Consider the following 21,178-nt stretch of genomic DNA (forward strand, 5'->3'; position numbering starts at 1 on the left):
GGTTATCAAGGCATGCACAACATATCGAATGATCGATGAGGGCTTCGCGACCTTGGTGGTCGGCTTAGCCGTCCTTTCCGTCCTAACCCAGTTGGTTGCGGGGCGTGGCCGGGAAATTCGTCGCCATGGCGCTGCTCTTTGTGCACCTCCACGCCAATCAGCGACTGGATCCGGCACGATCGGCCGAGCCGTCAAGAATGCGTCGGCTCGGCCGTATTGCGATTTGCAGCCTGATCGGTGTCGCGACCGCCATCTCGATCCTGCTCATTGCATTCGTCATATCCATCTGGCCGTAGGCATCCGTCCTCCAGCACGTGACCGGCAGCCAGCTTGATCCCGCTGGTGGGCTGCCAGGGTATTTTACGCGGAGGCCGAAGGACTGTGGAGATTGCCAAACAAGGCTCCTCTAAAGCGGCAACAACCTGACCACCAAAGACATTGGTCACCTTCTTCAAGCTCATCGGTTCACTTCTCGTCAAGAAACCTCAAGCTTGCCTCTCGAAAGATCGCGTTCCCGATGCCCGCTGCGTCGAAGACGTGCCCACCATAGGGAATTTTGACACTGCGGACGTCGATTCCTGCAGCCTTGGCGCGCTTTTCGAACGCCTGCATGCTGCTCACAGGCACGAGGTGGTCGCTTTCGGTTATAAATATGAGGGTCCGCGGCGCTCCGGCACGAATATAGGAGTCGGAGGCTACGGCCGCGTAGCGCTGAGGAAATTGCTCCGGTGTTCCGCCGGTGTAGCCGGTAACCATCCCGCGCACCTGATCACCAATCCACGGGTAGCTGTTCCGATGGATCGCAACCAGGTCGACGCCAGGATAAACGGCGACGACTGCGCGCGGTGTGGGCACCACGCCGCCGCACGACGACGGTGCCCTTTTGGCGCTCGCTAGGTAACCGACGTTGAGGACTAGATTGCCTCCCGCCGAGTCGCCCAACAGCGCCAGCCGATCGATGTTGCCGCCGCGCTTGCCAATGTTGGCGGCGGTCCAGGTGAGAGCACAGCCAAGTTGACCTGTGACGCGATCCCAGAGGTGTCGACGTTCATTAGAGAGCGAATAGGCTACAGAGACCACCATCCATCCCTGATCCGTGAACCAGCGCCAGTCCGGACTCCGCTGCTCGTTCGTTCCTGCGATCCATCCACCACCGTGGACGTAGACCAACGTCGGCCAGCCCCCGGCAGGCGCCGCGCCGCGTGGCCGATAAATGCGCGCGGTCAGCGCTTCTCCGAGGTCCTTGGTGTAAGTCACGAACTCGTCGGCAGGACTTGTTCCGAAGAACGTGGGTCGCCCAAAGAATTCGGCGCCGGTCATTTTTACACCATTTTCGCCAGCCGTCCTGCTGAGCGCCCAAATTGGTATGACGAGCCCGACAGCGGCTAACGCGCTGATCGAAAGGGCAATCGCGCGGAACCGGCCCGGCGTGCCCAGCCAGACCATCACCGAGCCAACAATGAGCGCTAGCCAGACATAGCCGGGAAAACTTGCCGCGAGCGCGGTCCCGAGAATTCCTACATATGGCAGCGCAGGAACGAGGATGCCGACCACGAGCAGAGTGGCAGCGAGTATCAGCACAACGCCGAGACCCGCGCCAATCGTCGAGGCACGCCGGAACTTACGAACCCTTACCATCGTCCACATCCCCTAGTTTCCATGCGGGCATCTTGGGCTTCACCCTGCATTGATGGCTGAAACATACCTTCACGACGTTCCGTGCCCCCCGCGCGGGGGTATAAAATATCTACTCGACACATCTCACATTTGGAAGGTGTATTCCACCATCGGGCCGCGACAAACTGCGGATTACAGATCGCGGACGGTTGAGCTGCATCACCACCGACGACAAACGAAGTCATCCGCGCCGAAAAAGGCGTGGTGGAGAGGATGTACATGTTGAAAGAGGCGGCACGTTTACCGACCAACGCTGCGGAACATGAAGCGGCTATGGACGTCGGGTCACCTCCAGGGCCGAACCTGGCGCGCCTGTTGATCGTCCTGGTTCCAGCTACGTCCATCATGTATGCGCTATTCAACGGTCTCCAGCAGATACTCATCCCCGCGCGGCTGGAAGCCCTCGATCCATCTTCGAAGGTTGCCAATCTTGCTTTGCTAACCTCAGCGTCGGCAATCGCCTCGATGCTCGCGACGCCTATCGGCGGCGCGATCTCCGATAGAACGGAGTCACGTTTCGGAAGGAGGACGCCCTGGCTGATCCTTATGTCCTTGCTATCGGCCGCGATGATCGTAGCGATGGGCTATGCGGGGACGATCGCGGCCTTCGGCACGGCCTATGTTCTTCTCTGGTTCACGGCGAACTTCTATGCTGGCAATATTTCAGCGATCCTACCCGACCGGGTGCCTGCCGCTCGTCGGGGCGCGGCGTCTTCGATCATTGGATTGGCGACACCAGTCGGCATCCTTCTTGGCGTCAACATTGCCAGCCGTTTCTCCATCATCGAGGTATGCTGGATCATAGCTCTGACCCTTGTGCTGGCCACAGCGGCGCTAGCCATCATAGCGCCTGAGGCTTCGTCTCTTGGCCGCAACTCAATGCCGCGCCGCAGATCCAAGGCGACGCAGGCGCTTCGCGAGTTCTTCGCCGCTTTTAAGTCCCGGGATTTTAGCCATGCCTTCGCGAGCCGATTCATGCTGTTCCTCGCTTACTTCGTGGTGGCAGGCTACATGTATTACACTCTGCAGGACTATGTGGGCATAGAGAAGCTGCCATTTGACAGTGTAGCGATGGCCGTCGGCACTCTTTCTTCCCTTAATGTGGTCGCTTGGCTCGCGGCGTCGCTATTCTGCGGATATCTCGCCGACCGGCTCGACCGGCGAAAACTCTTCGTCGGCATCAGCGCACTCGGGGTAGCCGCCTGCATGGCTGTCCCGATCCTATTCCCCACTTGGCACGGGATGCTCGCATATGCGATTCTGTCTGGCGCGTTCATTGGGGTCTACTTCGCTGTGGATTTGGCGCTGATGTCCTTGGTCCTCCCGGACAAAGCCAATGAGGGTCGGGACTTCGGCCTTCTTGCCGTCGCAACCGGATTGCCTCAGATCATGTCGTCGGCCATTGCGGCGGGCATTATTTCTTGGGCTGGCGGATACCAGGCGCTCTATGGTTTCGCCGCGATGTGCGCTGTCCTCTCCTGTGTCTTTGCGCTGAAAATCAGGGGCGTTCGATGAGCGGCGCGTCATCAGCAATGGGTTTCAACACTGTCACGACGCCAGGAGGGACATCCCTCGCATATGAGACGTTCGGAGACCGTCGTGCAGAGCCCCTGCTCCTTATCCAGGGTCTCGGTGCGCAAATGCTGGGCTGGCATGCGGATTTTTGCCAGGCGTTAGCGGACAGCGGCTGCTTCGTAATACGGTTCGACAACCGCGACGTAGGAGCATCTCAACATTTCTCCGGCCAAAACTATCGCATTTCCGACATGGCTAGCGACACCGCAGGGCTGATCGAGGCCCTCGGGTACGAATCTGTGCATATCGCTGGACAATCGATGGGGGAATGATCGCTCAGAGACTCGCCGTCGAACACGCAACCAAGGTCCGCTCTCTTTGCCTTATCTACACAGTGCCATCGCTTGAGCACTTCGTCGGTTGGGACGTGATAGCGCAACGGGACGCGGCTCCGATTCCGACCAGCCGGGAGGAAGCTGCCGACCTGTATGTCCGGAGTGAAGAGCCTTGCGGATCGCCGGCGTACGAGACTGACGTGGCATGGCTACACGAACTGGGCGGATTGGCTTGGGATAGAGGACACGATCCGCAAGGGGTTGAACGTCAGACCAGCGCCATCCAGTCTCAACCTGATTTTTCCGATGGCCTAGATCGCATCGACGTTCCTACTCTTATCCTCCACGGCGACTCCGATCAGTTGCTTTCCCATCACGGCAGTGAGGAGCTGGCCGAAACGATCAAGGGCTCTAAACTGAAGATCTATCCCGGCATGGGTCATCAGTTACCGCGAGCTCTGTGGCCAGACATGATAACGCGGATCGGCGCGAACATCCGAGCAGCTAGCTAGCTCCCTCTTATCGGTCTCCCGCAACCAAGGACGTACGACATAAACCCCCAGCGTGAATACGCTGGGGGTTTTGTCGCTTATGTGGCGCGCGAGCCCAAAGGCGCCAGAGCTTTTTCCGAACATCTCTGACAATGTCGAGACGTTCAGCACCGATTCCGCCAGCACCTTCCGCAACTTGCGCTTCTCCTCCTCCGACACCTCCATGCCATTCGCCAAGCGGATCAGCCTTGTCTTCTCGTCCACAATTGGGGACTAAGGATGGATAAGGCGGAAAAAGGGGGGAGACTGGAATGGGGTTTTCCAATGGGCAGGTGCCGGATCAGGACGGGCGCACAATCCTGGTCACCGGCGCTAACACCGGTATCGGCTTTGAAACCGCCAAGCTTCTGGCAGCAAAAGGCGCGCGGGTTCTGCTCGGCTGTCGCGACGCAGCCAGAGGCGCGGATGCAATGGCGCAGATTGCGGCCGCAACTCCAGGCGCGAAACTCGATCTCATTCTACTTGATCAGGCAGATCTGGAAAGCGTCCGAACCGCAGCCGAAAGGGTCGCCAGCGAACCCAGGCTTGACGTGCTGATCAACAATGCGGGCGTGATGATACCGCCCCTTACCCGAACGGCCCAAGGGTTCGAGCTTCAATTTGGTGTGAACCATCTGGGGACCTTCGCGCTGACGGCGCTTTTATTGCCGAAGCTAGCCGAAACTGCGGGTTCAAGGGTGGTCGTTACGTCCAGCCTGGCACATCGTCAGGGGCGCATGCTGTGGGACGATTGGAACGCCGAGAAAGGCTACAGTCCCAATGTCTATTATGCTCAGAGCAAGCTGGCCAACCTGCTATTCGCCCTTGAACTCGACCGAAGGCTAAGGGCTGCGGCATCTCCGGTGAGCGCGATCGGCTGTCATCCCGGCGTTTCCCTGACCGAACTCATGCGCCATCTTCCCCGATGGACAAAGCCGTTGTTGCCGATTGTACGGCCTCTCTTCAATCCGGTGGCGGCGGCGGCGTGGCCGACTCTTCAGGCTGCTACCGATCCGAATACAAAGGGTGGCGACTATTTCGGACCCCAGGGACGATGGGAAATGCGCGGCGAGTCAGGACCTGCGCTGATCGACAAGCGCGCCAGCGGTACTGAGGATGCCCGGCGGCTTTGGGATCTTTCGATTGAGTTGACCGGGATCGATCCACAACTGTCGGCCGACTGACCCGGCCGACGCAGGCTGCTGCATCAGCCGACGGCAATCATGGAAATCTGCCGTCCATAGCTTGGCTCGCCCAGATGGCAGGAACGGCGATAGCTGAAAAAGCGATCGGGCTGGCTATAGGTGTCCTCATCCAGCATCTCGACCCGGCCGATCCCTGCTTGCGCCAACCGCGCCGCGACATAAGCCGCGATGTCGAACTGGCAATGACCTTCGCGCCCCGCGGAGAAGAAGCGGCCATTTTCCACATCTTCTTCCTCGAAATTGCGGGCGAAATCGACCGTCACCTCATAAGAAGCGCGACCGATACAGGGGCCGATCGCGGCGCTAATCCGCTCACGCCGGGCACCCAGTTTCTCCATCGCCACCAACGTGCCGTCCGTGACTCCCGATATGGCGCCTTTCCAACCCGCATGTGCCGCGCCCACCACCCCAGCTTCCGGGTCCGCGAGCAGCACCGGCACGCAATCGGCGGTCAATATGCCGAGGACAAGCCCCGGACGATCCGTCACCATGGCATCCGCTGCGGGGCGATCCGCCTCATCTATTGCGCCAGTGATGGTCACCACGTCCGGCGAATGGACCTGCCGCACGGTGACCAGCGCCGCGCCGGGCAGCAACGCATCCCTCGCCAGGTCGCGGTTGCGCAGTATTGCCTCTCGCTCGTCCATTGAACCCAGGCCCACGTTCAAGCCAGCATGCACCCCGCCCGACACACCGCCGCGGCGCCCGGCAAAGCCATGCGGCACATCGTGCAGGCTGGCGGCGCGCAGCAGTTCGATCATCAGTAGCTCCTTTGGACAAATGTGCCGAAGTCGCGCAACATACTTGCGCGGGCCACAATAGGCGATAGTCTCTGCGTCAGATATAACGGGTCGGCTTCGCGGCTGATCGGGGACAAGATGACAGGCAAAGGGCTCCACGCATGATCTTCGGGCGCATCAAGCCATTGGACGCCATATTGGCGACCGCGGAAAAAAAGTCGCTCGTTCGGACATTGGGGCCGATACAGCTCACGCTGCTGGGTGTCGGTGCCATCATAGGGACCGGCATTTTCGTACTGACCGCCGCCGCCGCGCAAAAGGCCGGGCCGGGCATGATGTGGAGCTTCGTCATTGCCGGAGCAGTCTGCGCCTTCGCCGCGCTTTGCTATTCGGAACTGGCATCGATGGTGCCGGTGTCAGGCTCAGCCTATACCTATACCTATGCGGTGGTGGGCGAATTGCTGGCCTGGATGGTGGGTTGGGCGCTGATCCTGGAATATGCCGTGGCCGCCAGCGCCGTTTCGGTGGGCTGGTCCGGCTATTTCATGGGTTTGATGAAAAGCATGACCGGACTGGAGCTACCCCGCGCCCTGTCAGCAGGGCCTGGCTGGAGCTTCAACGGCTTCATCCCGCATGCCGATTTTTCGCATGGCGTCATCAACATTCCGGCCATCGTCGTTGCGCTGGCAGTGACCACCTTGCTCGTCATTGGCACGACGGAAAGCGCGCGGGTCAACGCCGTGCTGGTCGCGATCAAGGTCGCGGCGCTGACCGCCTTTATCGCGCTGACACTGCCCGCGCTGGACAAGGGCAATTTCTCCCCCTTCACGCCCAACGGATGGTTCGGACCTCAGGGAACGACCGGGATGGGCGTTGTTGGTGCGGCGGCCTCTATCTTCTTCGCCTATGTGGGCTTTGATGCCGTTTCGACCGCGGCGGAGGAAACCAAGAACCCCCAACGCAACGTGCCCATCGGACTTATCGGCAGCCTCGCGATTTGCACCGTCTTCTACCTGCTGGTCGCTGCGGGCGCGATTGGTGCCATTGGCGCCCAGCCGGTTCTTGGTCTGGACGGTTCGATCGTCGCACCCGGATCGGTCGGTTTCGCTCAAGCCTGCGCGACCGCCGCTCATGCCGGGGATCTGGTCTGCTCGAATGAAGCGCTGGCCCATGTTCTGCGCTCGATCAACTGGACCGTGGTCGGAAACGCCCTGGGCCTCGCGGCCAATCTGGCGCTCCCGTCGGTCATCCTGATGATGATGTTCGGCCAGACCCGCATCTTCTTCGTGATGGCGCGCGACGGGCTGCTGCCGGAAAAGCTTGCCAGCATCCATCCGCGTTTCAAGACGCCGCACATCGTAACCATGGTGACGGGCGTCTTTGTTGCCATCGGCGCGGCGTTGCTGCCCGTGGGCCAGCTGGCCGACATTTCCAACTCCGGAACGCTCTTCGCCTTCTTCATGGTGGCGATCGCCGTGCTGGTGCTGCGCGTGCGCGATCCCAATCGCCCGCGCCCCTTCCGGACGCCCGCCATCTGGTTCATCGCGCCAATGGCGGCATTCGGCTGCCTCTTCCTCTTCTTCAACCTGCCCGTGGATGCGCAGCTCGTGCTTCCGGTCTGGGGCGGAGTGGGGCTGCTGCTCTATTTCCTCTATGGCTATCGCAAGAGCCATGTCGCGCGCGGCGTTGTCGAGATGCATGAGCAGGATGCCGATGTCCCCCCGATGCCGGTGCCACCGATGCCCGGTGCCCATACGCCGGGCGGGCGCGACGCTTGAATCGGGTGAGGAAGGCGGCGGCGTGATCGCCGCCTTTCTTTTCAGTGGACGGGATCGAATTCCGGCTCTCGCAACGCATCATGATGCGGGCGGGTGAAGAGCTTCCCGCGTTCGGCGAACAGGACGATCAGAAGCGCCGCGATCCCGAACGCCAGCATGCCGATCGTCAGAGGTACGGTCGTCCCGTTGAACGCCCGCCCGACCACGCTACCCAAGGCGCTGGACAGCGCTGTGGTCATAAACGCCTGAAATGAAGACGCCGCGCCCGCTCCCTTGGCAAAGGGCTCCATGGAAATCGCACCGAAATTGGACGCGGTGAAAGCGACGGCCATCATGGTTGCCGACTGGAAGAACATGAAGGTGAACATGCTTTCCCGACCAGACGCGATCACGACAAGATGGACGGCGCTCGTCGCGATCATGGACAGAACCGCACCCTGGCTCAGCCGCCGGGCGCCGAATCGCGATACAAGGCGGCTGTTCAGCAGGCTGCCGACCCCCATGCTGCCCGCTATGATCGCAAAAGCTATCGGGAAGAATGACTGGGCATGAAACAGGTCGAAGAAAATCTGCTGCACTGACAGGATGAAGCCGATGAGCCCGCTCATCACCACGCCGCTCGCCAGCATATAGCCTGCCGAACTGCGATTGGTGAGCACCACAGCCATGGTGCGAAAGATCGTTGATGGGTTCATCCGCAGCCTGTTTTCCGGCTTCAGCGTCTCGGGCATGCGTATGACCATCCAGATCAGGATAAGCGCCGCCTGAATAGCCAGAATCCAGAATATCCATCGCCATGGCGCGAACCAGAGGATCGCCTGCCCAAAACTGGGCGCCATCACGGGTATCAACATGAATACAGCGAGGATGAGCGACATGACCCTGGCCATGGCGTCGCCCTTGAACCGGTCGCGAATGATGCCCACGGCGATCACCCGACTCGCTCCGGCAAAGAAGCCTGCCGACGCCCGGCCGAACAACATCAGGGGAAAGCTGTGCGCCACCGCGCACCCTATTGTGGACAGGATGAACATCGCCAATGCGCTGCCCATCACGGGTTTACGCCCGAACCGATCGGACAGGATGCCGAACAGCAGAGATCCAGCGCCCAACCCCAGGAAATATACGCTGATAATAAGCTGCCGGTCATTGGCATTCGCGATTCCCAGATCGTGGCCCATCGCGGGCAGCGCGGGCAACATCGGGTCGGTCGACAGCGCATTCATCGCCATCAGGCAAGCGCTCAGCATCACGAATTCGCGAAAGCCGATGTCTTTTTTGGGATGTCCAAGAGCGACCGGGGGAGAAGGGTTGGTCATGGCGCGGCTATGGGATCAATCCGGCTGCTATGCCAGCCAAAGATCACGCGGCCTGCCGCATTAACCTTGTACCATCCAGGACTTTCGGGCGCTGATGCATAAACCCTCAAACCAGCGTTAACCATTTTTTATCCCCTACCGGTGCACCGTGCGGCCTGTCGAAAACCATTATCTCGAAATCCACAGGGGGATTCGGTCGTGGCAAACAGTCTGAAAAGTGCTCAGTTTCTGATGGAAAGCCGCCTGCCAGTAGCGGGCTGGGAATCGGCGGAGGCCTGCTTCGATCTGGGCGTCGCCTATAGCTGCGGAACTGGCGGCAAGTCGGTCGATCTGATCGAAGCGCATAAATGGTTCAACCTCGCCGCGCTGCGTGGCAATGAGGAAGGGCAGGTGATGCGCGCCGAGATAGCCGAAGAAATGACGGCCCGCGAAATCGCCGAGGCGCAGCGTCAGGCGCGCGCCTGGATCGCCGCAAACCAGCTGCGCGCCGCCTGATCGTCAGCCTTGCTTGCGGAACGGCGCCCGTTCGCTAAGCCAGATCCGGTCCTGTTGCACGCCAGTCCGTTCGGCAGCGAGAAATTCAGCGACGGCCCGGCGGAACGAAGCGTTGGGCAGGAAATGCGCCGAATAAGTGGGCTCCGGTCCATATCCCCGCGCCAGCTTGTGTCCGCCTTGGGCTCCGGCCTCGACACGGGACAGTCCAAGCGCGATGGCGACCTCGATCGCCTGATAATAGCATAGCTCGAAATGCAGATTGGGCACGTCCTCGGCGCAACCCCAATAGCGGCCATATAGCGCTTCCTCACCAATCAGGTTGAGCGCTCCCGCAATCGGCCTGCCCTGACGCTGTGCCAGCATCAGCAGCACCCGATCCGCCATGCTTTCCCCCAGCATCGAGAAAAAGGCCCGCGTCAGATAGGGCCGTCCCCATTTGCGCGATCCGGTATCCTGGTAAAAATGCCAGAAGGCGTCCCAATGCGACTCCTTGAGGTCGCGGCCGGTCAGGTGAACGATCTCCAGACCCTCGACGGCACGCGCTCGTTCCTTGCGGATATTCTTGCGCTTCGCGCTCGACAGGCTGCTCAGGAAATCGTCGAAGTCGCGATAGCCGCGATTGATCCAGTGGAACTGGCTGTCTTCGCGGATCAGCCAGCCCGCCGCTTCGAACAACGGCACCTGCGCTGGCTCGATGAAGGTTGCGTGGGCGGATGACAGGTCGTTGCTCTCGACAAGGCTTTCGATCCCCGCGATCAGGGCGGAGGCCAGCGTCGGTTCCCGCAACAGCAATCGTGGCCCCGGCACAGGGGAAAAAGGCGCTGCGAGCTGAATCTTGGGATAATATTGGCCCCCCGCGCGCTCCCACGCTTCGGCCCAGCCATGGTCGAACACATATTCGCCCTGGCTATGGGTCTTGCCATAAAGAGGCGCTGCGGCTGCGATCCATCCGTCGGCACCATCGATCAGCATCGGCAAGGGCTGCCACCCGGTTCCGGGACCAACACTGCCCGACCGTTCCAGCGCGGCCAGAAAATCCCAGCTCATGAACGGGTTGGCGGTCCCGGCGCAGGCGTCCCATTGATCGCGTGGCAGTTCCGCAACCCCGCCAGCTACCCGCACCAGGCATTCAGTCACGCTGGATCTCGAATATGATCTGGTCGGCATACGCCTCGGCCGCAGCATGTTCGGCCTCCGTGCGAACCGTCCATGTCAACACGGCCAGACCGCGCTCGCGCGCCCGCGCTGCAAAACGAGAAGGGAAGTCACGAACATCACAAGCGATGAAGTCGGGTCTTGCCACCCAAAGTGCAAGCCCGCGCCGGGCGACGCCGCGCCATCCCGTGTCACCTTGCTCCGTCACCACCAGGCCTCGCGCCGCCTGCGGCATGTGCCGGGCAAACCAGCGCATCGCGACGGGGTTGAAGGACATGACGGCGGCCAGAGCGTGTGGATACTTTGCCAGATCGCGTGCTACCGCTGCACAGAGGGGCGCCACATGGCGGCCCGTGACCTTCAATTCAATCAGCAGCGGGACCGTTTGCCCGCATGCCTGCAACAGCGTGTCCAGCCGTGGAATGCTGCCACTATCTCCTAGCTTAATCTGCTCAAGGCGTTCGGCCCGATGGTCCGACAGCATTCCCTCGGCACCAGTCATTCGTGAGAGGGCGGCGTCGTGAAAGACCATCGCGACGCCATCCCCGCTCAGCCGGACGTCGCATTCGATGCCATAGCCTTGCGCAATGGCCGCGCGAAAAGCGGCCATGCCATTTTCGCTGATGCCCGCCCGATGCAGCCCGCGATGGGCGAAGGGGCGGGCGGTCAGGAAGGAAAGATCAGGCCGCCGACCGGACAAGGACGACCGCGTCGATCTCAACCACGGCGCCCAGCGGCAGCACCGGCACGCCCACTGCGCTGCGGGCGTGCTTGCCTGCCTCGCCGAAGACCTCGACCATCAGTTCCGATGCGCCATTGGCCACCTTGGGCTGGTCCGTGAAGCTTGGGGCGCTGCTGATGAAAGCGCCCAGCTTCACGATCCGCTCAACCCGGTCCAGGCTGCCCAGCGCCGCCTTGATCTGGGCAATGAGGTTAAGGCCGCAGGCCCGCGCTGCCTTGACGCCATAATCAAGGTCGCGATCTTCGCCCAGACGGCCCGTCATCAGCTGTCCTTCGGAAAGCGAAATCTGGCCGGAAATATGCAGCAGGCCATTGGCCTCGACAGCCGCCACATAGGCGGCCACCGGGGCGGCGGCTGCGGGCAGGGTGATGCCAAGTTCGGTAAGGCGGGCTTCAACGCTCATTTGGTACTCCATCTGGGTTATCAATGTTTAAAGGTGCGGGGCCGTCGGCAAGCCGATCGGCGATCCACCTCTCCGCCGTTGCCCAGTCGTCTATCCGGGCGTGGGCATAGGGGGCGGCATCGACATCAGCCGAAATTTCAGGTTCGCCCACCATATGCAGTCTCCACACGCCCGGCGCATGCTCGGTTACGGATTCATGATGCTCGGCCAGGTCGTCGATGAACAGCGCGGCTGACGGATTGCGCTCGGCGACGATCGCGGCCAGCGGCGCGCCCTTGGGTCCATGGTTCCAATGCACCGGGAAATCTAGGCCATGCGCCGCCAGCTGCTCCACACGCTGCTGATGATGCCGCTCCCCGATATTGGTGAGCACGACGATATCGGCCATGCGCGACAGCCTGCCCATCGCTTCGACGGCCCCGGCGATCGGCATCTGGCGGTGCATCTCGGTATCGAAAAAGCCCACCAGCAGCTGCCAGACCAGTTCACGCTCCAGCGGAATGCCGCTGTCCTTGTGGCGCAGCGCCTCGGCAAAGCCGCGCTCGCGCATATCGAAATGCACGGCATGATGCTCGTCCAGCCATTCGCGGAAGGGAACGACCATGTGCAGCAGCACCTCGTCGCAATCCGTGATGATCAGGGGACGGCTCATCGGCCCAGCGCCCGCCGCGCCGTGATCAACGCCTCTGCTTTGGTATCAAGCGCCTCGGCACAGGCAATCAAATCCGGTTCATGATCGGCCAGAAAATCCAGCACCGCCCGCAACACGGAAGGATTATTCACGCCAGCGCGCAACGCGTCCGCGTCCAGTCCGGTAAGCGCCAGCAGCCGATCCGCCCGCTGCTCATCGCCCAGCGTCCAGGCAAGCGCCATCAGGGCCAGCGTCAGGGCCTCTTCGCCATCGGCCGGGCCAAGTTGCTTGCTATCGGGGCTGTCGGAACGCATGATTGATTCTCGGCAAGGGGCAATTGTATCAGCGCGCTTTTAATATGCGCATCATTTAACGCGGGTGACTGGTGGCAAAGCGCGTGCTCGTTGTCGAGGACAACGAACTCAATCTCAAACTTTTTTGCGATCTTCTGCGCGCGCATGGCCATGAAGTGCTGCCGTTGCGGGATGGGCGCGACGTCGTTTCGCAAGCGCTGGAGTTCCGCCCGGACCTGGTGATCACTGACATTCACCTGCCCCATGTCAGCGGGCTTGACCTGATCGTCTCGTTGAAGCGCGATCCGCGTTTGGCATCCGTCCCTATCATGGCGGTGACCGCCTATGCTGGAAAGGGCGACGAAGACCGGATTCGCGGCGCGGGGGCGCAGGCCTATGTGTCGAAGCCCATTTCGGTGCTGCGCTTTGTCGAGCAGGTGAATGCCCTGCTGTAACGGCTAGAGCATCGTGCGCAAAAGTGGGAACCGGTTTTGCGTCTACAACGATGCGAAAGCAAAACTAGAGCGCGCGACCTGCGTCCAATTAAACGCAGCGCGCTCCATCTGTGATCGTCATCAGACCGTCATCGGTCTTTCATGCCCATGTCCCTGAAATGAAGCGCTGCTTTCACGCAGCGCTGCCAAGCCCCGGGCCAGGGACGCGGCATTCTGCCGACGGTCCGATCTGGAACAGGGGTAATTCATGTCTCACCTTACTGACGAGGCGCGCGCGCCATTTCGCGATGCGGAACCCAGGATCGACGCGGGCAGCAACTGTCTGGAAGCCATCGTCGCCGCCAATCCCGGCCGCCGTTCCGTACTGAAGAACGGTCTGCTGGGTCTTTCCATTCTGCCGATGCTCGGCACTCTTGCGGCCTGCGGCGATGATGATGATTCCGGTTTCCCAACCCCGACGCCTGGCCCCACGCCTACTCCCACGCCCGCGCCCAGCTATGCGATCGCCTTTGCCCCGGTTGCCGCCAACCAGAATGATACAGTCACGGTTCCGGCTGGCTACACCGTCGATGTGCTGCTGAAAGCGGGTGACTCCGTTGAAGCTGGCACCCCCTATTCGGGCAGCTTCCCGACGCCAGCCGACGCTGAAAAATGGGCAGGCGGCAACCATGACGGGATGGAATATTTCGCGCTGTCGGGCACCGACGCCAACATAGGCGGACTGATCGCGATCAATCATGAGCTACCCGACTACAACATCCTTTTCACAGGCAGCTACAATGCGGCCACGGCAACCGCTGACCAGAAAGCGCTGGCGCTTTCGGCAGTCGGCATCTCGGTGGTGGAAGTCGCCAAGGGCACCGACGGCAAATGGACGGTGAAGGCAGGCTCGCGCTTCAACAAACGCTACACCGGCAACAGCAGCTATCGCGCGGGCGGCCCCGCTGCGGGCCAATTGTCCGGCACGATCAAGGGCATGCTCAACAATTGCTCGTCCGGCCGTACACCGTGGGGCACTTATCTGACCTGCGAAGAGACTACGGACAATTATCTCGATCCGACGCAGCCCGCGCAAAATTACGGCTGGGTGGTTGAGATCGACCCCTATCAGGAACTGGCCGATCCGACGAAGCGCACCGCCATGGGCCGGTTCGACCATGAAAATGTCGCGCATATGGCCGACAGCAACAACCGCGTCGCCTTTTACATGGGTGACGACAGCACGCCGGGCTGCATCTACAAATTCGTGCCCGATCGCGCCTTCAGCACATCCAACCGCGCCGCCAATACCGGCCTGCTGGATTATGGCACGCTCTACGTCGCTCGCTTCAACGCCGATGGAACGGGCGAATGGCGCGCGCTGGTGCAGGGGCAGAACGGCCTGCTGCCCGGCGCTTCGGACCCCGGCAATATCAGCCAGAGCACGACGCCGCCCACGCCCGTCATCGTCAACTTCAACAGCCAGGCGGATGTGCTGATCAACACCAAGTCGGCCGCACGTGTCGCGGGCGGCACCGTGATGGATCGTCCGGAATGGCTCACCGTCGCGCCGGACAACAGCGCCATCTATTGCACGCTGACCAACAATAGCGGCCGTCAGGTCACCGATGCGGCCAATCCGCGCACGCGCAACCTCCACGGTCACATCATCAAGTTCAAGGAAAAGGATAATTCGCCCCTGGCGGCGACCTTCACCTGGGAAATCTTCCTGCTGGCGGGCGATCCCGCTCTGGCATCCGGCGGAGCGAATCTGGTGGGCAATATCAATGGCGACACTTTCTCCAGCCCTGACGGCATCCGCATCGATCCGCAGGGTCGCCTGTGGGTGCAGACGGACCACAGCGTGCCCGGCAATTCGGGCGTGACCGGTACGACCATCGATCAGGCCTTTGGCCATAACGCGATGTTCTACGTCGATCAGACCAGCAAGCAGTCCAAGCGCTTCCTGGTCGGTCCCGCTGGCTGTGAGATCACCGGCATCGCGTACACGCCGGACCTCAAGACCTTCTTCGTGAACATCCAGCACCCCACGGGCAACTGGCCGGTCGCGGGACAGCAGCCGCGCTCATCGACCATCGTCGTGACGCGCACCGACGGTCAGCCAGTCGGCAACTGATGGGTGGGAGGGCTTTACGCCCTCCCCCGTTCACTTCGAGCAAAGTCGAGAAGCCTCTCACGCCGTTTCTCGACACGCTCGAAACGAACGGAAGACGCAGTTGCAATGACACAAGGAAAGGCCCGCTCCCTGACAGGGGCGGGCCTTTTCCATCGAAGCCATCAAATGGATCGAAGCGACCGAAGCCGCCTTCAGATCACTTGATCTTGGCTTCCTTGAACTCGACATGCTTGCGCACGACCGGGTCATACTTACGGAAGCTCAGCTTCTCGGTCTTCGTGCGCGGGTTCTTCTTGGTAACATAGAAGAAACCGGTGTCAGCCGAGCTGACGAGGCGAATCTTGACGGTTGCTGGCTTGGCCATGGCCCTGGTTCCTGGTCGTGAATATCGTGAAAAAGAGAAGCGGCCCCGTGAAGGGCCGCCCCGTTTCAGCAGCCGCCCATGAGGGAGATTCGGGATAATGTCAAGACGCGCGTGGCGGCTGAACGGGCCGCGTGCTAGACTTTACGCGGCCTTAACAGGTTCCGATGCATCTTGTCATCGGAGCGACAGGACAGGGGGATGCTTCCCATGCGACATGATCCGATGCTGGCCATTCTTGCAGACATGCTGCGCCGCGTGGACGGCCTTGCGGGGCAGCGCGGGCAGGTGAGCCTGCTGCGATTGAGCGATGAAGTTGACCAGATTCGCCATGTCGCCCGCGCCTATCATCTCGATAGTGTTGAAGGACTGGCGGACACGTTGCAATCCGCCTTGTCGTTGCAGGGAACCGGGCCGGTCATACTTTGCTACCTCGACCTCATGCGGGATGCCATCGCGGCGGAAATGTCCGATGCGCAGGTGATACCGATCCTCATGGCAGCGAAACCGGCAGCGATCGCCGGAACGCCGCTTTCCTGCTGACGACCGCACCTGCCGATGGATGCATTGCTGACCGCGCTGCTCGGATGCTTCCTGGCTGAGATTGGCGACAAGAATCAATTGCTGGTGCTGGCGCTTGCGACGCGTTTCAGCCGCGATGGCGCGATCATTGCGGGCATCATGCTGGCCGCCGCCGCCAATGCGGCGATCGCCGCCGTCGCGGGCGCGTTTCTGGCGCCAATGCTGGGCTCTGATGCGCGGCTGCTGTTTCTTGCCCTGGCGGTGCTGTTTTTGGGCATAGGCCTCCTTTGGCGGGTGAAAGCCCCCGATCCTCTCGCGGAATGGCCGACAGGGCCGTTCCTCACCACGGCGCTGGGGCTGTTCATCCTTGGCTTTGGCGATGGCTCTCAGTTCCTGATCCTGGGCATCGCGACGCGGACGGCGGAACCGCTGCTGGCCGGAATTGGCGGCGCGCTCGGCGTGACGGCGGCGCTTATTCCGGTCGTCTTGCTCCGTGACAGCATCCTTCGTCCGGGGCCGATCAAGGCGATCCGCCTGACCGCCGCCGCATTGATGCTGATCATCGCCTTGATACTGGGCGTAACCGCCATGGGGCTGGTGTAGGCGCTCCCACTGATCGACGGAATGGATCAGTCTGAGCGATGATTTCGTCGGGCTATTCCCGCCCTGCCATGGCACCTTATCGCCATCAGATCATTGTAAGCGCGAAACCATTTCACGAGCCAGGAGCAAGATATGACAGCCCCCGACCTCAAGACTCCCACCGACCTGCGCAGCAACGCGACCAAGTCGGTGGCGCAAGCGCTCAACGGCGTGCTTGCGGACAGCTATGCGCTGTATTTCAAGACCAAGAATTTCCACTGGCATGTGTCCGGCCCGCATTTCCGCGACTACCATCTGATGTTCGACGAGCAGGCGGCGCAGATTCTGGCCGTGACCGATGCCATTGCCGAACGCGTGCGCAAGACCGGCAATACGACCCTGCGGTCGATCGGCGACATTGGTCGCCACCAGTCGATCAAGGATAATGATGCGGAATATGTCAGCCCCGCCGACATGTTGAACGAACTGCGCGAGGATAATCTTCGCCTCGTCGAATCGCTGCGGGCCGCCAAGTCCGCCGCTACCGAAGCTGGGGACAACGCGACCGAAGGCATTGTCGATGACTGGACCGACCAGGCCGAGGAACGCGCCTGGTTCCTGTTCGAGGCTGGCCGCAACGGCTGACACAAAAAAAGCCCTCCAGCATCGAACTGGAGGGCTTTTTTATTGCAAGGCATCGGATGACCGGCGCTATTCTTCGTCGATTGTTTCGATGGCGACTATTGTGATTGCGCCCGGCTTGCCAGCGAAGTCGATTGTCTCATCCACTTCCGCATCCATCATCGCGCGCGAAAGCGGTGCGGTGAAGGCGATCCGCCCCTCCGCCGGTGCCGCCTCATCGTCGCCGACAATATCGATCCGCTTTTCCGCGCCATTCAGCCGGTAAGTCACGCGCGAACCAAAGGTCACCGCGTCCCCTGCCGCCGCAGGCTGAAGATGCGCCGTCGCCAGCCGCGTGCGCCAGTAACGCAACTCGCGCTTATGCTTTTTCGCATCCTCTTCAGCCATGGCCGCCGCATCAATCGCTTCCAGCGTCTCGACCTTCTCGCGCGTCAGCCGCAGCCCGCGCGTCGTCACCCAATTGGGGCCAGGTGGAATCGGAATCTCGAACGTCGGCTCCAGATGCTCCTCGTCGCTCTCGCGGCGAAAGGCGACACTCATGGCACACTCCTCAACAAACGCCTGCTCCCCCCTGTCCCAAGGTCGAGATCGCCGATCTTCTTTTCAAGGGACGGCTGGGTTCAGATGCCCAGGCCCGAGACAGGCTCGGCCTAATCTTCGTCGAACAGCCCGGCCAGCTGCTCCACCATCGTCCCGCCAAGCTGTTCAGCATCCATGATGGTGACGGCCCGTCGATAATAGCGGGTGACGTCATGACCGATGCCGATAGCCACCAGCTGCACGGGCGATCGGTTCTCGATCCACTCGATCACCTGACGCAGATGGCGCTCAAGATAGGTGCCGCTGTTCACCGATAGGGTCGAATCATCGACCGGAGCGCCGTCGGAAATCACCATCAGGATACGGCGTTCCTCATTGCGCGCGATCAGGCGTTGATGCGCCCAAAGCAGCGCCTCGCCGTCGATATTCTCCTTCAGCAGCCCCTCGCGCATCATCAGGCCGAGATTGCGGCGCGCCCGCCTCCACGGCTCGTCCGCCTTCTTGTAGATGATGTGGCGCAGGTCATTGAGGCGGCCCGGCATTGGTGGCCGTCCGGCGGCCAGCCAGGCTTCCCGGCTCTGACCGCCCTTCCAGGCGCGCGTCGTGAATCCCAATATCTCCGTCTTGACGCCACAGCGTTCCAGCGTGCGCGCCATGATGTCCGCGCTGATCGCCGCGATGCTGATCGGCCGCCCGCGCATGGAGCCTGAATTGTCTATCAGCAGCGTCACGACCGTGTCGCGAAATTCGGTATCCCGCTCGATCTTGTAGGACAGCGACCGCGTAGGATCGATCACGATCCGCGCCAGCCGTGCCGCGTCGAGCAGCCCTTCCTCCTGGTCGAAGTCCCACGACCGCGACTGTTGCGCCATCAACCGCCGTTGGAGCCGGTTGGCGAGTTTCGTCACTGCACCCTGTAAACTCACCAACTGCTGGTCCAGAAAACCGCGCAGGCGGTTCAGCTCATCCTCGTCGCACAGGTCCTCGGCGGTCACCACCTCGTCATGCGCGACCGTATAAGGCTTATAGTCGAAACCGGGCGGCAAGTCGGACATCGGCCGGTTGGGACGGACAGGCATCATGCCTTCCTCGCCCATATCATCGGCGCCTTCATCGCTGTCGGCGTCGAAATCGTCGCTATATTCGGTCTCGCCTTCCTCCGTGTCGCCGCCCGTGTCTTCGGCGCGCGCTTCAGCATTCATGTCGCTGTCGCCGGATTCCTCCTCGCCCGAATCGCCTTCATCCTGATTCTGCTCTTCGTCCTCGCCTTCCTCCTCCGACTCATCCTCATCGGTTTGAGGCGGCACATCGCTTTCGACAAGCTGGAGATGCTCCAGCATCGCCTGCGCCAGCTTCTGGAACGCCCGCTGATCGTCTATCGCCAATCCCAGGGCATCGAGATCGGCGCCCGCCTTCTCCTCGATCCAGGCATCGACCATCGCCATGCCGGTGACGGCATCCTTGGGGATCGGCTGGCCGGTCAATCTCTCGCGCACCTTCAACGCCAGCGCAGTCGAAAGCGGCACTTCATCGGCCGATCGCGCCCGGCGGAGCGGGTCCGACTTCAGCCGCAAGTCCAACGCATGATTGAGATTGTCGCGAACGCCTTCCATCGCCCGCGATCCAATCGCCTCTACCCGCGCCTGCTCGACTGCGTCATAGACCGCGCGCGCGGTCGCGTCGGCTGGGGCAGCGGCCGTATGCATACGCCCATTATGGTGACGCAGGCGCAGTGCATTGGCGTCAGCGAAACCGCGAGCAAGTGCCACCTGATCGGGCGGCAGGTTCCGGCCCGGAGTCGGCACCTTGATCGCCTTGCCCGCCATATGCGGCGCGTCGGCGGTGAAGCCCACCTCGACCTCGGCATCGCGCGCGATCGATCGGGCCGCGCCCGACAGCACGTCCTTGAATGCATCCAAAGGCGACCGCTCCGCCATCAGTCGAGCAGCCTTTCGCGCAAGATCCCGCGCGCAGCCTCGTCAATACCAAGCGATCCGGCCAGATACCCCTCAATCCCGCCATGGTTGGCGTCCAGCTCCGCGAACAGGCTGTCCAGATAAGCCACATCGACCGTCAGCACCGGCTCCAGCGCCACCGCACGGGTCGACCATGCCCGCGCAACCAGCGAATTGCGCTGGTTCAGCAGCCAATTCCAATCGGCATGCTCTTTGGTCAGCAGATAATCCTCGACGATCGTCTCACGCGGTACGCCCAGCGCCGCCAATATCAGCGCCGCGCCGACGCCGGTGCGATCCTTGCCAGCCGAACAATTGATGATGATCGGCAGGCGTCCGGCCGAAATCTGCGCGAACATCGCCCGATAGGATGCGGCGTGGTCCGCCGGAATGGCGCGATAGAGCGCGATCATGGCGTCACGCATGTCCTGCGCGGTCGCATCCTTCCGCTTCAGCATCTCGCCCAGAATACCGCTGCTCTCGCTATAATCGCGGCAGAAATAATCGACCTCCGCCCCATGCCAGATAGTGGGTTCGGCGCTGCGCTCATTGCCCCTGCGGAAATCGCAGATCGCCCGGATGCCGATCGACCGCAGATGCGCGGCGTCCGCATCGCTCAGCAGCGCCATCGTCCCCGAGCGGAAAAGCGCGCCCCGACGAACGACGCGCCCATCCGCCGTCGCATAACCACCAAAGTCGCGCAGGTTGAACGCGCGCTCCAAGGGCAGGCGGCGCTGATCAGCGACCAGAGCGCTGGCGTCCGTCACGGCCGTTCGCCCTCGCCAACTGGCGGAACGGCGATGGTCTCGATCCGCGTCTCGACTTCGCTCATCAGCTTGTGGACAGGACAACGCGCGGCGACGCCGATCAGCGTGTCGTGCTGCTCCGGCGACAAAGGCCCGCTCAGCGCGATCCGCGTCGTCAGCCGATAGATGCCGTCCCGTTCCTCGCTCGCATCCCGGATCACGCCGACATGGATGCCCTCGACCGGAATGCCCTTGCGCTGCGCATACCACAGCATCGTCATCGCCTTGCACGCGCCCAGCGCCGAATCATACAGGTCATGCGGATCAGGTCCGGCATCATGCCCGTCAGGCGGCGTCATATCGACGATCAGCTCATGGCCCCGGATGTTGACCCGGTGCGCGCTGCCATCCGGCGCGATGCGCTCTACGACTATCATTGCG

At 61.7% G+C, this 21,178-nt stretch carries 25 protein-coding genes; 12 read left to right on the plus strand and 13 right to left on the minus strand.

The window, feature by feature from the left end; translation table 11 throughout:
- Positions 1-104: 104 nt before the first annotated feature.
- Positions 105-296, plus strand: coding sequence for a hypothetical protein (locus tag AC6JBC_RS01485; RefSeq protein ID WP_498025000.1), 192 nt, complete (start codon positions 105-107; stop codon positions 294-296).
- 169 nt (positions 297-465) lie between these two features.
- Here the strand turns inward: AC6JBC_RS01485 and AC6JBC_RS01490 are convergent, their stop codons facing one another.
- Entirely contained in the window at positions 466-1,647 is a 1,182-nt protein-coding gene (locus tag AC6JBC_RS01490; RefSeq protein ID WP_498025002.1) for an alpha/beta hydrolase, read from the minus strand.
- A gap of 345 nt (positions 1,648-1,992) precedes the next feature.
- Here AC6JBC_RS01490 and AC6JBC_RS01495 point away from each other — a divergent pair, with 345 nt between their 5' ends.
- The 4 genes from AC6JBC_RS01495 (at position 1,993) to AC6JBC_RS01510 (ending at position 5,241) form a co-directional block, all read left to right on the plus strand.
- Entirely contained in the window at positions 1,993-3,192 is a 1,200-nt protein-coding gene (locus AC6JBC_RS01495; protein WP_498025003.1) for an MFS transporter, read from the plus strand.
- A complete protein-coding gene (locus AC6JBC_RS01500; protein ID WP_498025004.1) occupies positions 3,189-3,524 on the plus strand; it encodes an alpha/beta fold hydrolase in 336 nt (111 codons plus the stop codon). Before AC6JBC_RS01495 ends, AC6JBC_RS01500 begins: the two co-directional genes overlap by 4 nt.
- A 62-nt stretch (positions 3,525-3,586) precedes the next feature.
- Positions 3,587-4,039 carry an alpha/beta fold hydrolase gene (locus AC6JBC_RS01505; RefSeq protein WP_498025005.1) on the plus strand — a complete coding sequence of 151 codons (453 nt, stop codon included), beginning with the start codon at positions 3,587-3,589 and terminating at the stop codon, positions 4,037-4,039.
- A 290-nt stretch (positions 4,040-4,329) separates the two neighbouring features.
- Positions 4,330-5,241: an oxidoreductase gene (locus AC6JBC_RS01510; protein ID WP_498025006.1), complete on the plus strand. Its 912-nt coding sequence runs from the start codon at positions 4,330-4,332 to the stop codon at positions 5,239-5,241.
- 23 nt (positions 5,242-5,264) lie between these two features.
- On the opposite strand, the gene pgeF is transcribed toward AC6JBC_RS01510, so the two are convergent.
- Entirely contained in the window at positions 5,265-6,023 is a 759-nt protein-coding gene (gene pgeF, locus AC6JBC_RS01515; protein ID WP_498025007.1) for a peptidoglycan editing factor PgeF, read from the minus strand.
- Positions 6,024-6,163: 140 nt separating this feature from the next.
- On the opposite strand from pgeF, the gene AC6JBC_RS01520 reads away from it, so the two are divergent.
- A complete protein-coding gene (locus tag AC6JBC_RS01520; protein ID WP_498025008.1) occupies positions 6,164-7,780 on the plus strand; it encodes an amino acid permease in 1,617 nt (538 codons plus the stop codon).
- 41 nt (positions 7,781-7,821) lie between these two features.
- Here AC6JBC_RS01520 and AC6JBC_RS01525 read toward each other — a convergent pair whose 3' ends face one another.
- Entirely contained in the window at positions 7,822-9,099 is a 1,278-nt protein-coding gene (locus tag AC6JBC_RS01525; RefSeq protein ID WP_498025009.1) for a multidrug effflux MFS transporter, read from the minus strand.
- Positions 9,100-9,297: 198 nt separating this feature from the next.
- Here AC6JBC_RS01525 and AC6JBC_RS01530 point away from each other — a divergent pair, with 198 nt between their 5' ends.
- Positions 9,298-9,594 carry an SEL1-like repeat protein gene (locus AC6JBC_RS01530; protein ID WP_460987013.1) on the plus strand — a complete coding sequence of 99 codons (297 nt, stop codon included), beginning with the start codon at positions 9,298-9,300 and terminating at the stop codon, positions 9,592-9,594.
- 3 nt (positions 9,595-9,597) lie between these two features.
- Here the strand turns inward: AC6JBC_RS01530 and AC6JBC_RS01535 are convergent, their stop codons facing one another.
- From AC6JBC_RS01535 to AC6JBC_RS01555, 5 genes are read right to left on the minus strand one after another with little or no spacing between them, the layout of a single operon-like run.
- Positions 9,598-10,719: a GNAT family N-acetyltransferase gene (locus tag AC6JBC_RS01535; RefSeq protein WP_498025972.1), complete on the minus strand. Its 1,122-nt coding sequence runs from the start codon at positions 10,717-10,719 to the stop codon at positions 9,598-9,600.
- A 4-nt stretch (positions 10,720-10,723) separates the two neighbouring features.
- Positions 10,724-11,449, minus strand: a complete 726-nt coding sequence (locus tag AC6JBC_RS01540) for a glycerophosphodiester phosphodiesterase family protein (RefSeq protein ID WP_498025010.1) — start codon at positions 11,447-11,449, stop codon at positions 10,724-10,726.
- The gene (locus AC6JBC_RS01545; protein WP_498025011.1) at positions 11,430-11,894 is read right to left on the minus strand and encodes a RidA family protein; all 465 of its coding nucleotides are present in this window, start codon (positions 11,892-11,894) and stop codon (positions 11,430-11,432) included. The genes AC6JBC_RS01540 and AC6JBC_RS01545 overlap by 20 nt, the downstream gene beginning before the upstream one ends.
- Positions 11,884-12,546 (minus strand): HAD family hydrolase, encoded by a 663-nt coding sequence (locus AC6JBC_RS01550; protein ID WP_498025012.1) that lies wholly within the window; start codon positions 12,544-12,546, stop codon positions 11,884-11,886. The genes AC6JBC_RS01545 and AC6JBC_RS01550 overlap by 11 nt, the downstream gene beginning before the upstream one ends.
- Positions 12,543-12,839 (minus strand): DUF3572 family protein, encoded by a 297-nt coding sequence (locus tag AC6JBC_RS01555; RefSeq protein ID WP_498025013.1) that lies wholly within the window; start codon positions 12,837-12,839, stop codon positions 12,543-12,545. Before AC6JBC_RS01555 ends, AC6JBC_RS01550 begins: the two co-directional genes overlap by 4 nt.
- Before the next feature lie 71 nt (positions 12,840-12,910).
- On the opposite strand from AC6JBC_RS01555, the gene AC6JBC_RS01560 reads away from it, so the two are divergent.
- Both AC6JBC_RS01560 and AC6JBC_RS01565 read left to right on the plus strand, forming a co-directional pair.
- Positions 12,911-13,273 (plus strand): response regulator, encoded by a 363-nt coding sequence (locus AC6JBC_RS01560; protein WP_196224854.1) that lies wholly within the window; start codon positions 12,911-12,913, stop codon positions 13,271-13,273.
- Between the two features lie 247 nt (positions 13,274-13,520).
- The gene (locus tag AC6JBC_RS01565) at positions 13,521-15,389 is read left to right on the plus strand and encodes a PhoX family protein (RefSeq protein ID WP_498025014.1); all 1,869 of its coding nucleotides are present in this window, start codon (positions 13,521-13,523) and stop codon (positions 15,387-15,389) included.
- 196 nt (positions 15,390-15,585) lie between these two features.
- Here the strand turns inward: AC6JBC_RS01565 and rpmG are convergent, their stop codons facing one another.
- On the minus strand, positions 15,586-15,753 hold the full coding sequence (gene rpmG, locus AC6JBC_RS01570; RefSeq protein ID WP_007687342.1) for a 50S ribosomal protein L33: 168 nt from the start codon (positions 15,751-15,753) through the stop codon (positions 15,586-15,588).
- A 207-nt stretch (positions 15,754-15,960) separates the two neighbouring features.
- Between rpmG and AC6JBC_RS01575 the strand changes: the two genes are divergently transcribed.
- The 3 genes from AC6JBC_RS01575 (at position 15,961) to AC6JBC_RS01585 (ending at position 17,499) form a co-directional block, all read left to right on the plus strand.
- Positions 15,961-16,293: a hypothetical protein gene (locus AC6JBC_RS01575; RefSeq protein ID WP_498025017.1), complete on the plus strand. Its 333-nt coding sequence runs from the start codon at positions 15,961-15,963 to the stop codon at positions 16,291-16,293.
- Between the two features lie 15 nt (positions 16,294-16,308).
- The gene (locus AC6JBC_RS01580; protein ID WP_498025019.1) at positions 16,309-16,875 is read left to right on the plus strand and encodes a TMEM165/GDT1 family protein; all 567 of its coding nucleotides are present in this window, start codon (positions 16,309-16,311) and stop codon (positions 16,873-16,875) included.
- Between the two features lie 132 nt (positions 16,876-17,007).
- Positions 17,008-17,499, plus strand: coding sequence for a Dps family protein (locus AC6JBC_RS01585; protein WP_196224850.1), 492 nt, complete (start codon positions 17,008-17,010; stop codon positions 17,497-17,499).
- 66 nt (positions 17,500-17,565) lie between these two features.
- Here the strand turns inward: AC6JBC_RS01585 and AC6JBC_RS01590 are convergent, their stop codons facing one another.
- The 4 genes from AC6JBC_RS01590 to AC6JBC_RS01605 form a co-directional block, all read right to left on the minus strand.
- Complete coding sequence (locus AC6JBC_RS01590) at positions 17,566-18,036, minus strand: GreA/GreB family elongation factor (RefSeq protein ID WP_498025021.1); 471 nt, start codon at positions 18,034-18,036, stop codon at positions 17,566-17,568.
- A gap of 110 nt (positions 18,037-18,146) precedes the next feature.
- On the minus strand, positions 18,147-19,973 hold the full coding sequence (cobT, locus tag AC6JBC_RS01595) for a cobaltochelatase subunit CobT (protein WP_498025023.1): 1,827 nt from the start codon (positions 19,971-19,973) through the stop codon (positions 18,147-18,149).
- A complete protein-coding gene (locus AC6JBC_RS01600) occupies positions 19,973-20,758 on the minus strand; it encodes a tyrosine-protein phosphatase (RefSeq protein WP_498025024.1) in 786 nt (261 codons plus the stop codon). The genes cobT and AC6JBC_RS01600 overlap by 1 nt, the downstream gene beginning before the upstream one ends.
- Complete coding sequence (locus AC6JBC_RS01605) at positions 20,755-21,174, minus strand: OsmC family protein (RefSeq protein WP_196224846.1); 420 nt, start codon at positions 21,172-21,174, stop codon at positions 20,755-20,757. Before AC6JBC_RS01605 ends, AC6JBC_RS01600 begins: the two co-directional genes overlap by 4 nt.
- Between the last annotated feature and the right edge of the window lie 4 nt (positions 21,175-21,178).

It is taken from the genome of Sphingobium sp. RC1 (assembly GCF_059738765.1).

What these genes read in the sequence shown, in the direction of transcription:
- AC6JBC_RS01490 (WP_498025002.1), bottom strand. Translation starts at nt 1,647, where the DNA reads ATGTGGACGATGGTAAGGGTTCGTAAGTTCCGGCGTGCCTCGACGATT.
- AC6JBC_RS01500 (WP_498025004.1), top strand. Translation starts at nt 3,189, where the DNA reads ATGAGCGGCGCGTCATCAGCAATGGGTTTCAACACTGTCACGACGCCA.
- AC6JBC_RS01510 (WP_498025006.1), top strand. Translation starts at nt 4,330, where the DNA reads ATGGGGTTTTCCAATGGGCAGGTGCCGGATCAGGACGGGCGCACAATC.
- pgeF (WP_498025007.1), bottom strand. Translation starts at nt 6,023, where the DNA reads ATGATCGAACTGCTGCGCGCCGCCAGCCTGCACGATGTGCCGCATGGC.
- AC6JBC_RS01520 (WP_498025008.1), top strand. Translation starts at nt 6,164, where the DNA reads ATGATCTTCGGGCGCATCAAGCCATTGGACGCCATATTGGCGACCGCG.
- AC6JBC_RS01525 (WP_498025009.1), bottom strand. Translation starts at nt 9,099, where the DNA reads ATGACCAACCCTTCTCCCCCGGTCGCTCTTGGACATCCCAAAAAAGAC.
- AC6JBC_RS01545 (WP_498025011.1), bottom strand. Translation starts at nt 11,894, where the DNA reads ATGAGCGTTGAAGCCCGCCTTACCGAACTTGGCATCACCCTGCCCGCA.
- AC6JBC_RS01550 (WP_498025012.1), bottom strand. Translation starts at nt 12,546, where the DNA reads ATGAGCCGTCCCCTGATCATCACGGATTGCGACGAGGTGCTGCTGCAC.
- AC6JBC_RS01555 (WP_498025013.1), bottom strand. Translation starts at nt 12,839, where the DNA reads ATGCGTTCCGACAGCCCCGATAGCAAGCAACTTGGCCCGGCCGATGGC.
- AC6JBC_RS01565 (WP_498025014.1), top strand. Translation starts at nt 13,521, where the DNA reads ATGTCTCACCTTACTGACGAGGCGCGCGCGCCATTTCGCGATGCGGAA.
- rpmG (WP_007687342.1), bottom strand. Translation starts at nt 15,753, where the DNA reads ATGGCCAAGCCAGCAACCGTCAAGATTCGCCTCGTCAGCTCGGCTGAC.
- AC6JBC_RS01575 (WP_498025017.1), top strand. Translation starts at nt 15,961, where the DNA reads ATGCGACATGATCCGATGCTGGCCATTCTTGCAGACATGCTGCGCCGC.
- AC6JBC_RS01580 (WP_498025019.1), top strand. Translation starts at nt 16,309, where the DNA reads ATGGATGCATTGCTGACCGCGCTGCTCGGATGCTTCCTGGCTGAGATT.
- AC6JBC_RS01585 (WP_196224850.1), top strand. Translation starts at nt 17,008, where the DNA reads ATGACAGCCCCCGACCTCAAGACTCCCACCGACCTGCGCAGCAACGCG.
- AC6JBC_RS01590 (WP_498025021.1), bottom strand. Translation starts at nt 18,036, where the DNA reads ATGAGTGTCGCCTTTCGCCGCGAGAGCGACGAGGAGCATCTGGAGCCG.
- cobT (WP_498025023.1), bottom strand. Translation starts at nt 19,973, where the DNA reads ATGGCGGAGCGGTCGCCTTTGGATGCATTCAAGGACGTGCTGTCGGGC.
- AC6JBC_RS01605 (WP_196224846.1), bottom strand. Translation starts at nt 21,174, where the DNA reads ATGATAGTCGTAGAGCGCATCGCGCCGGATGGCAGCGCGCACCGGGTC.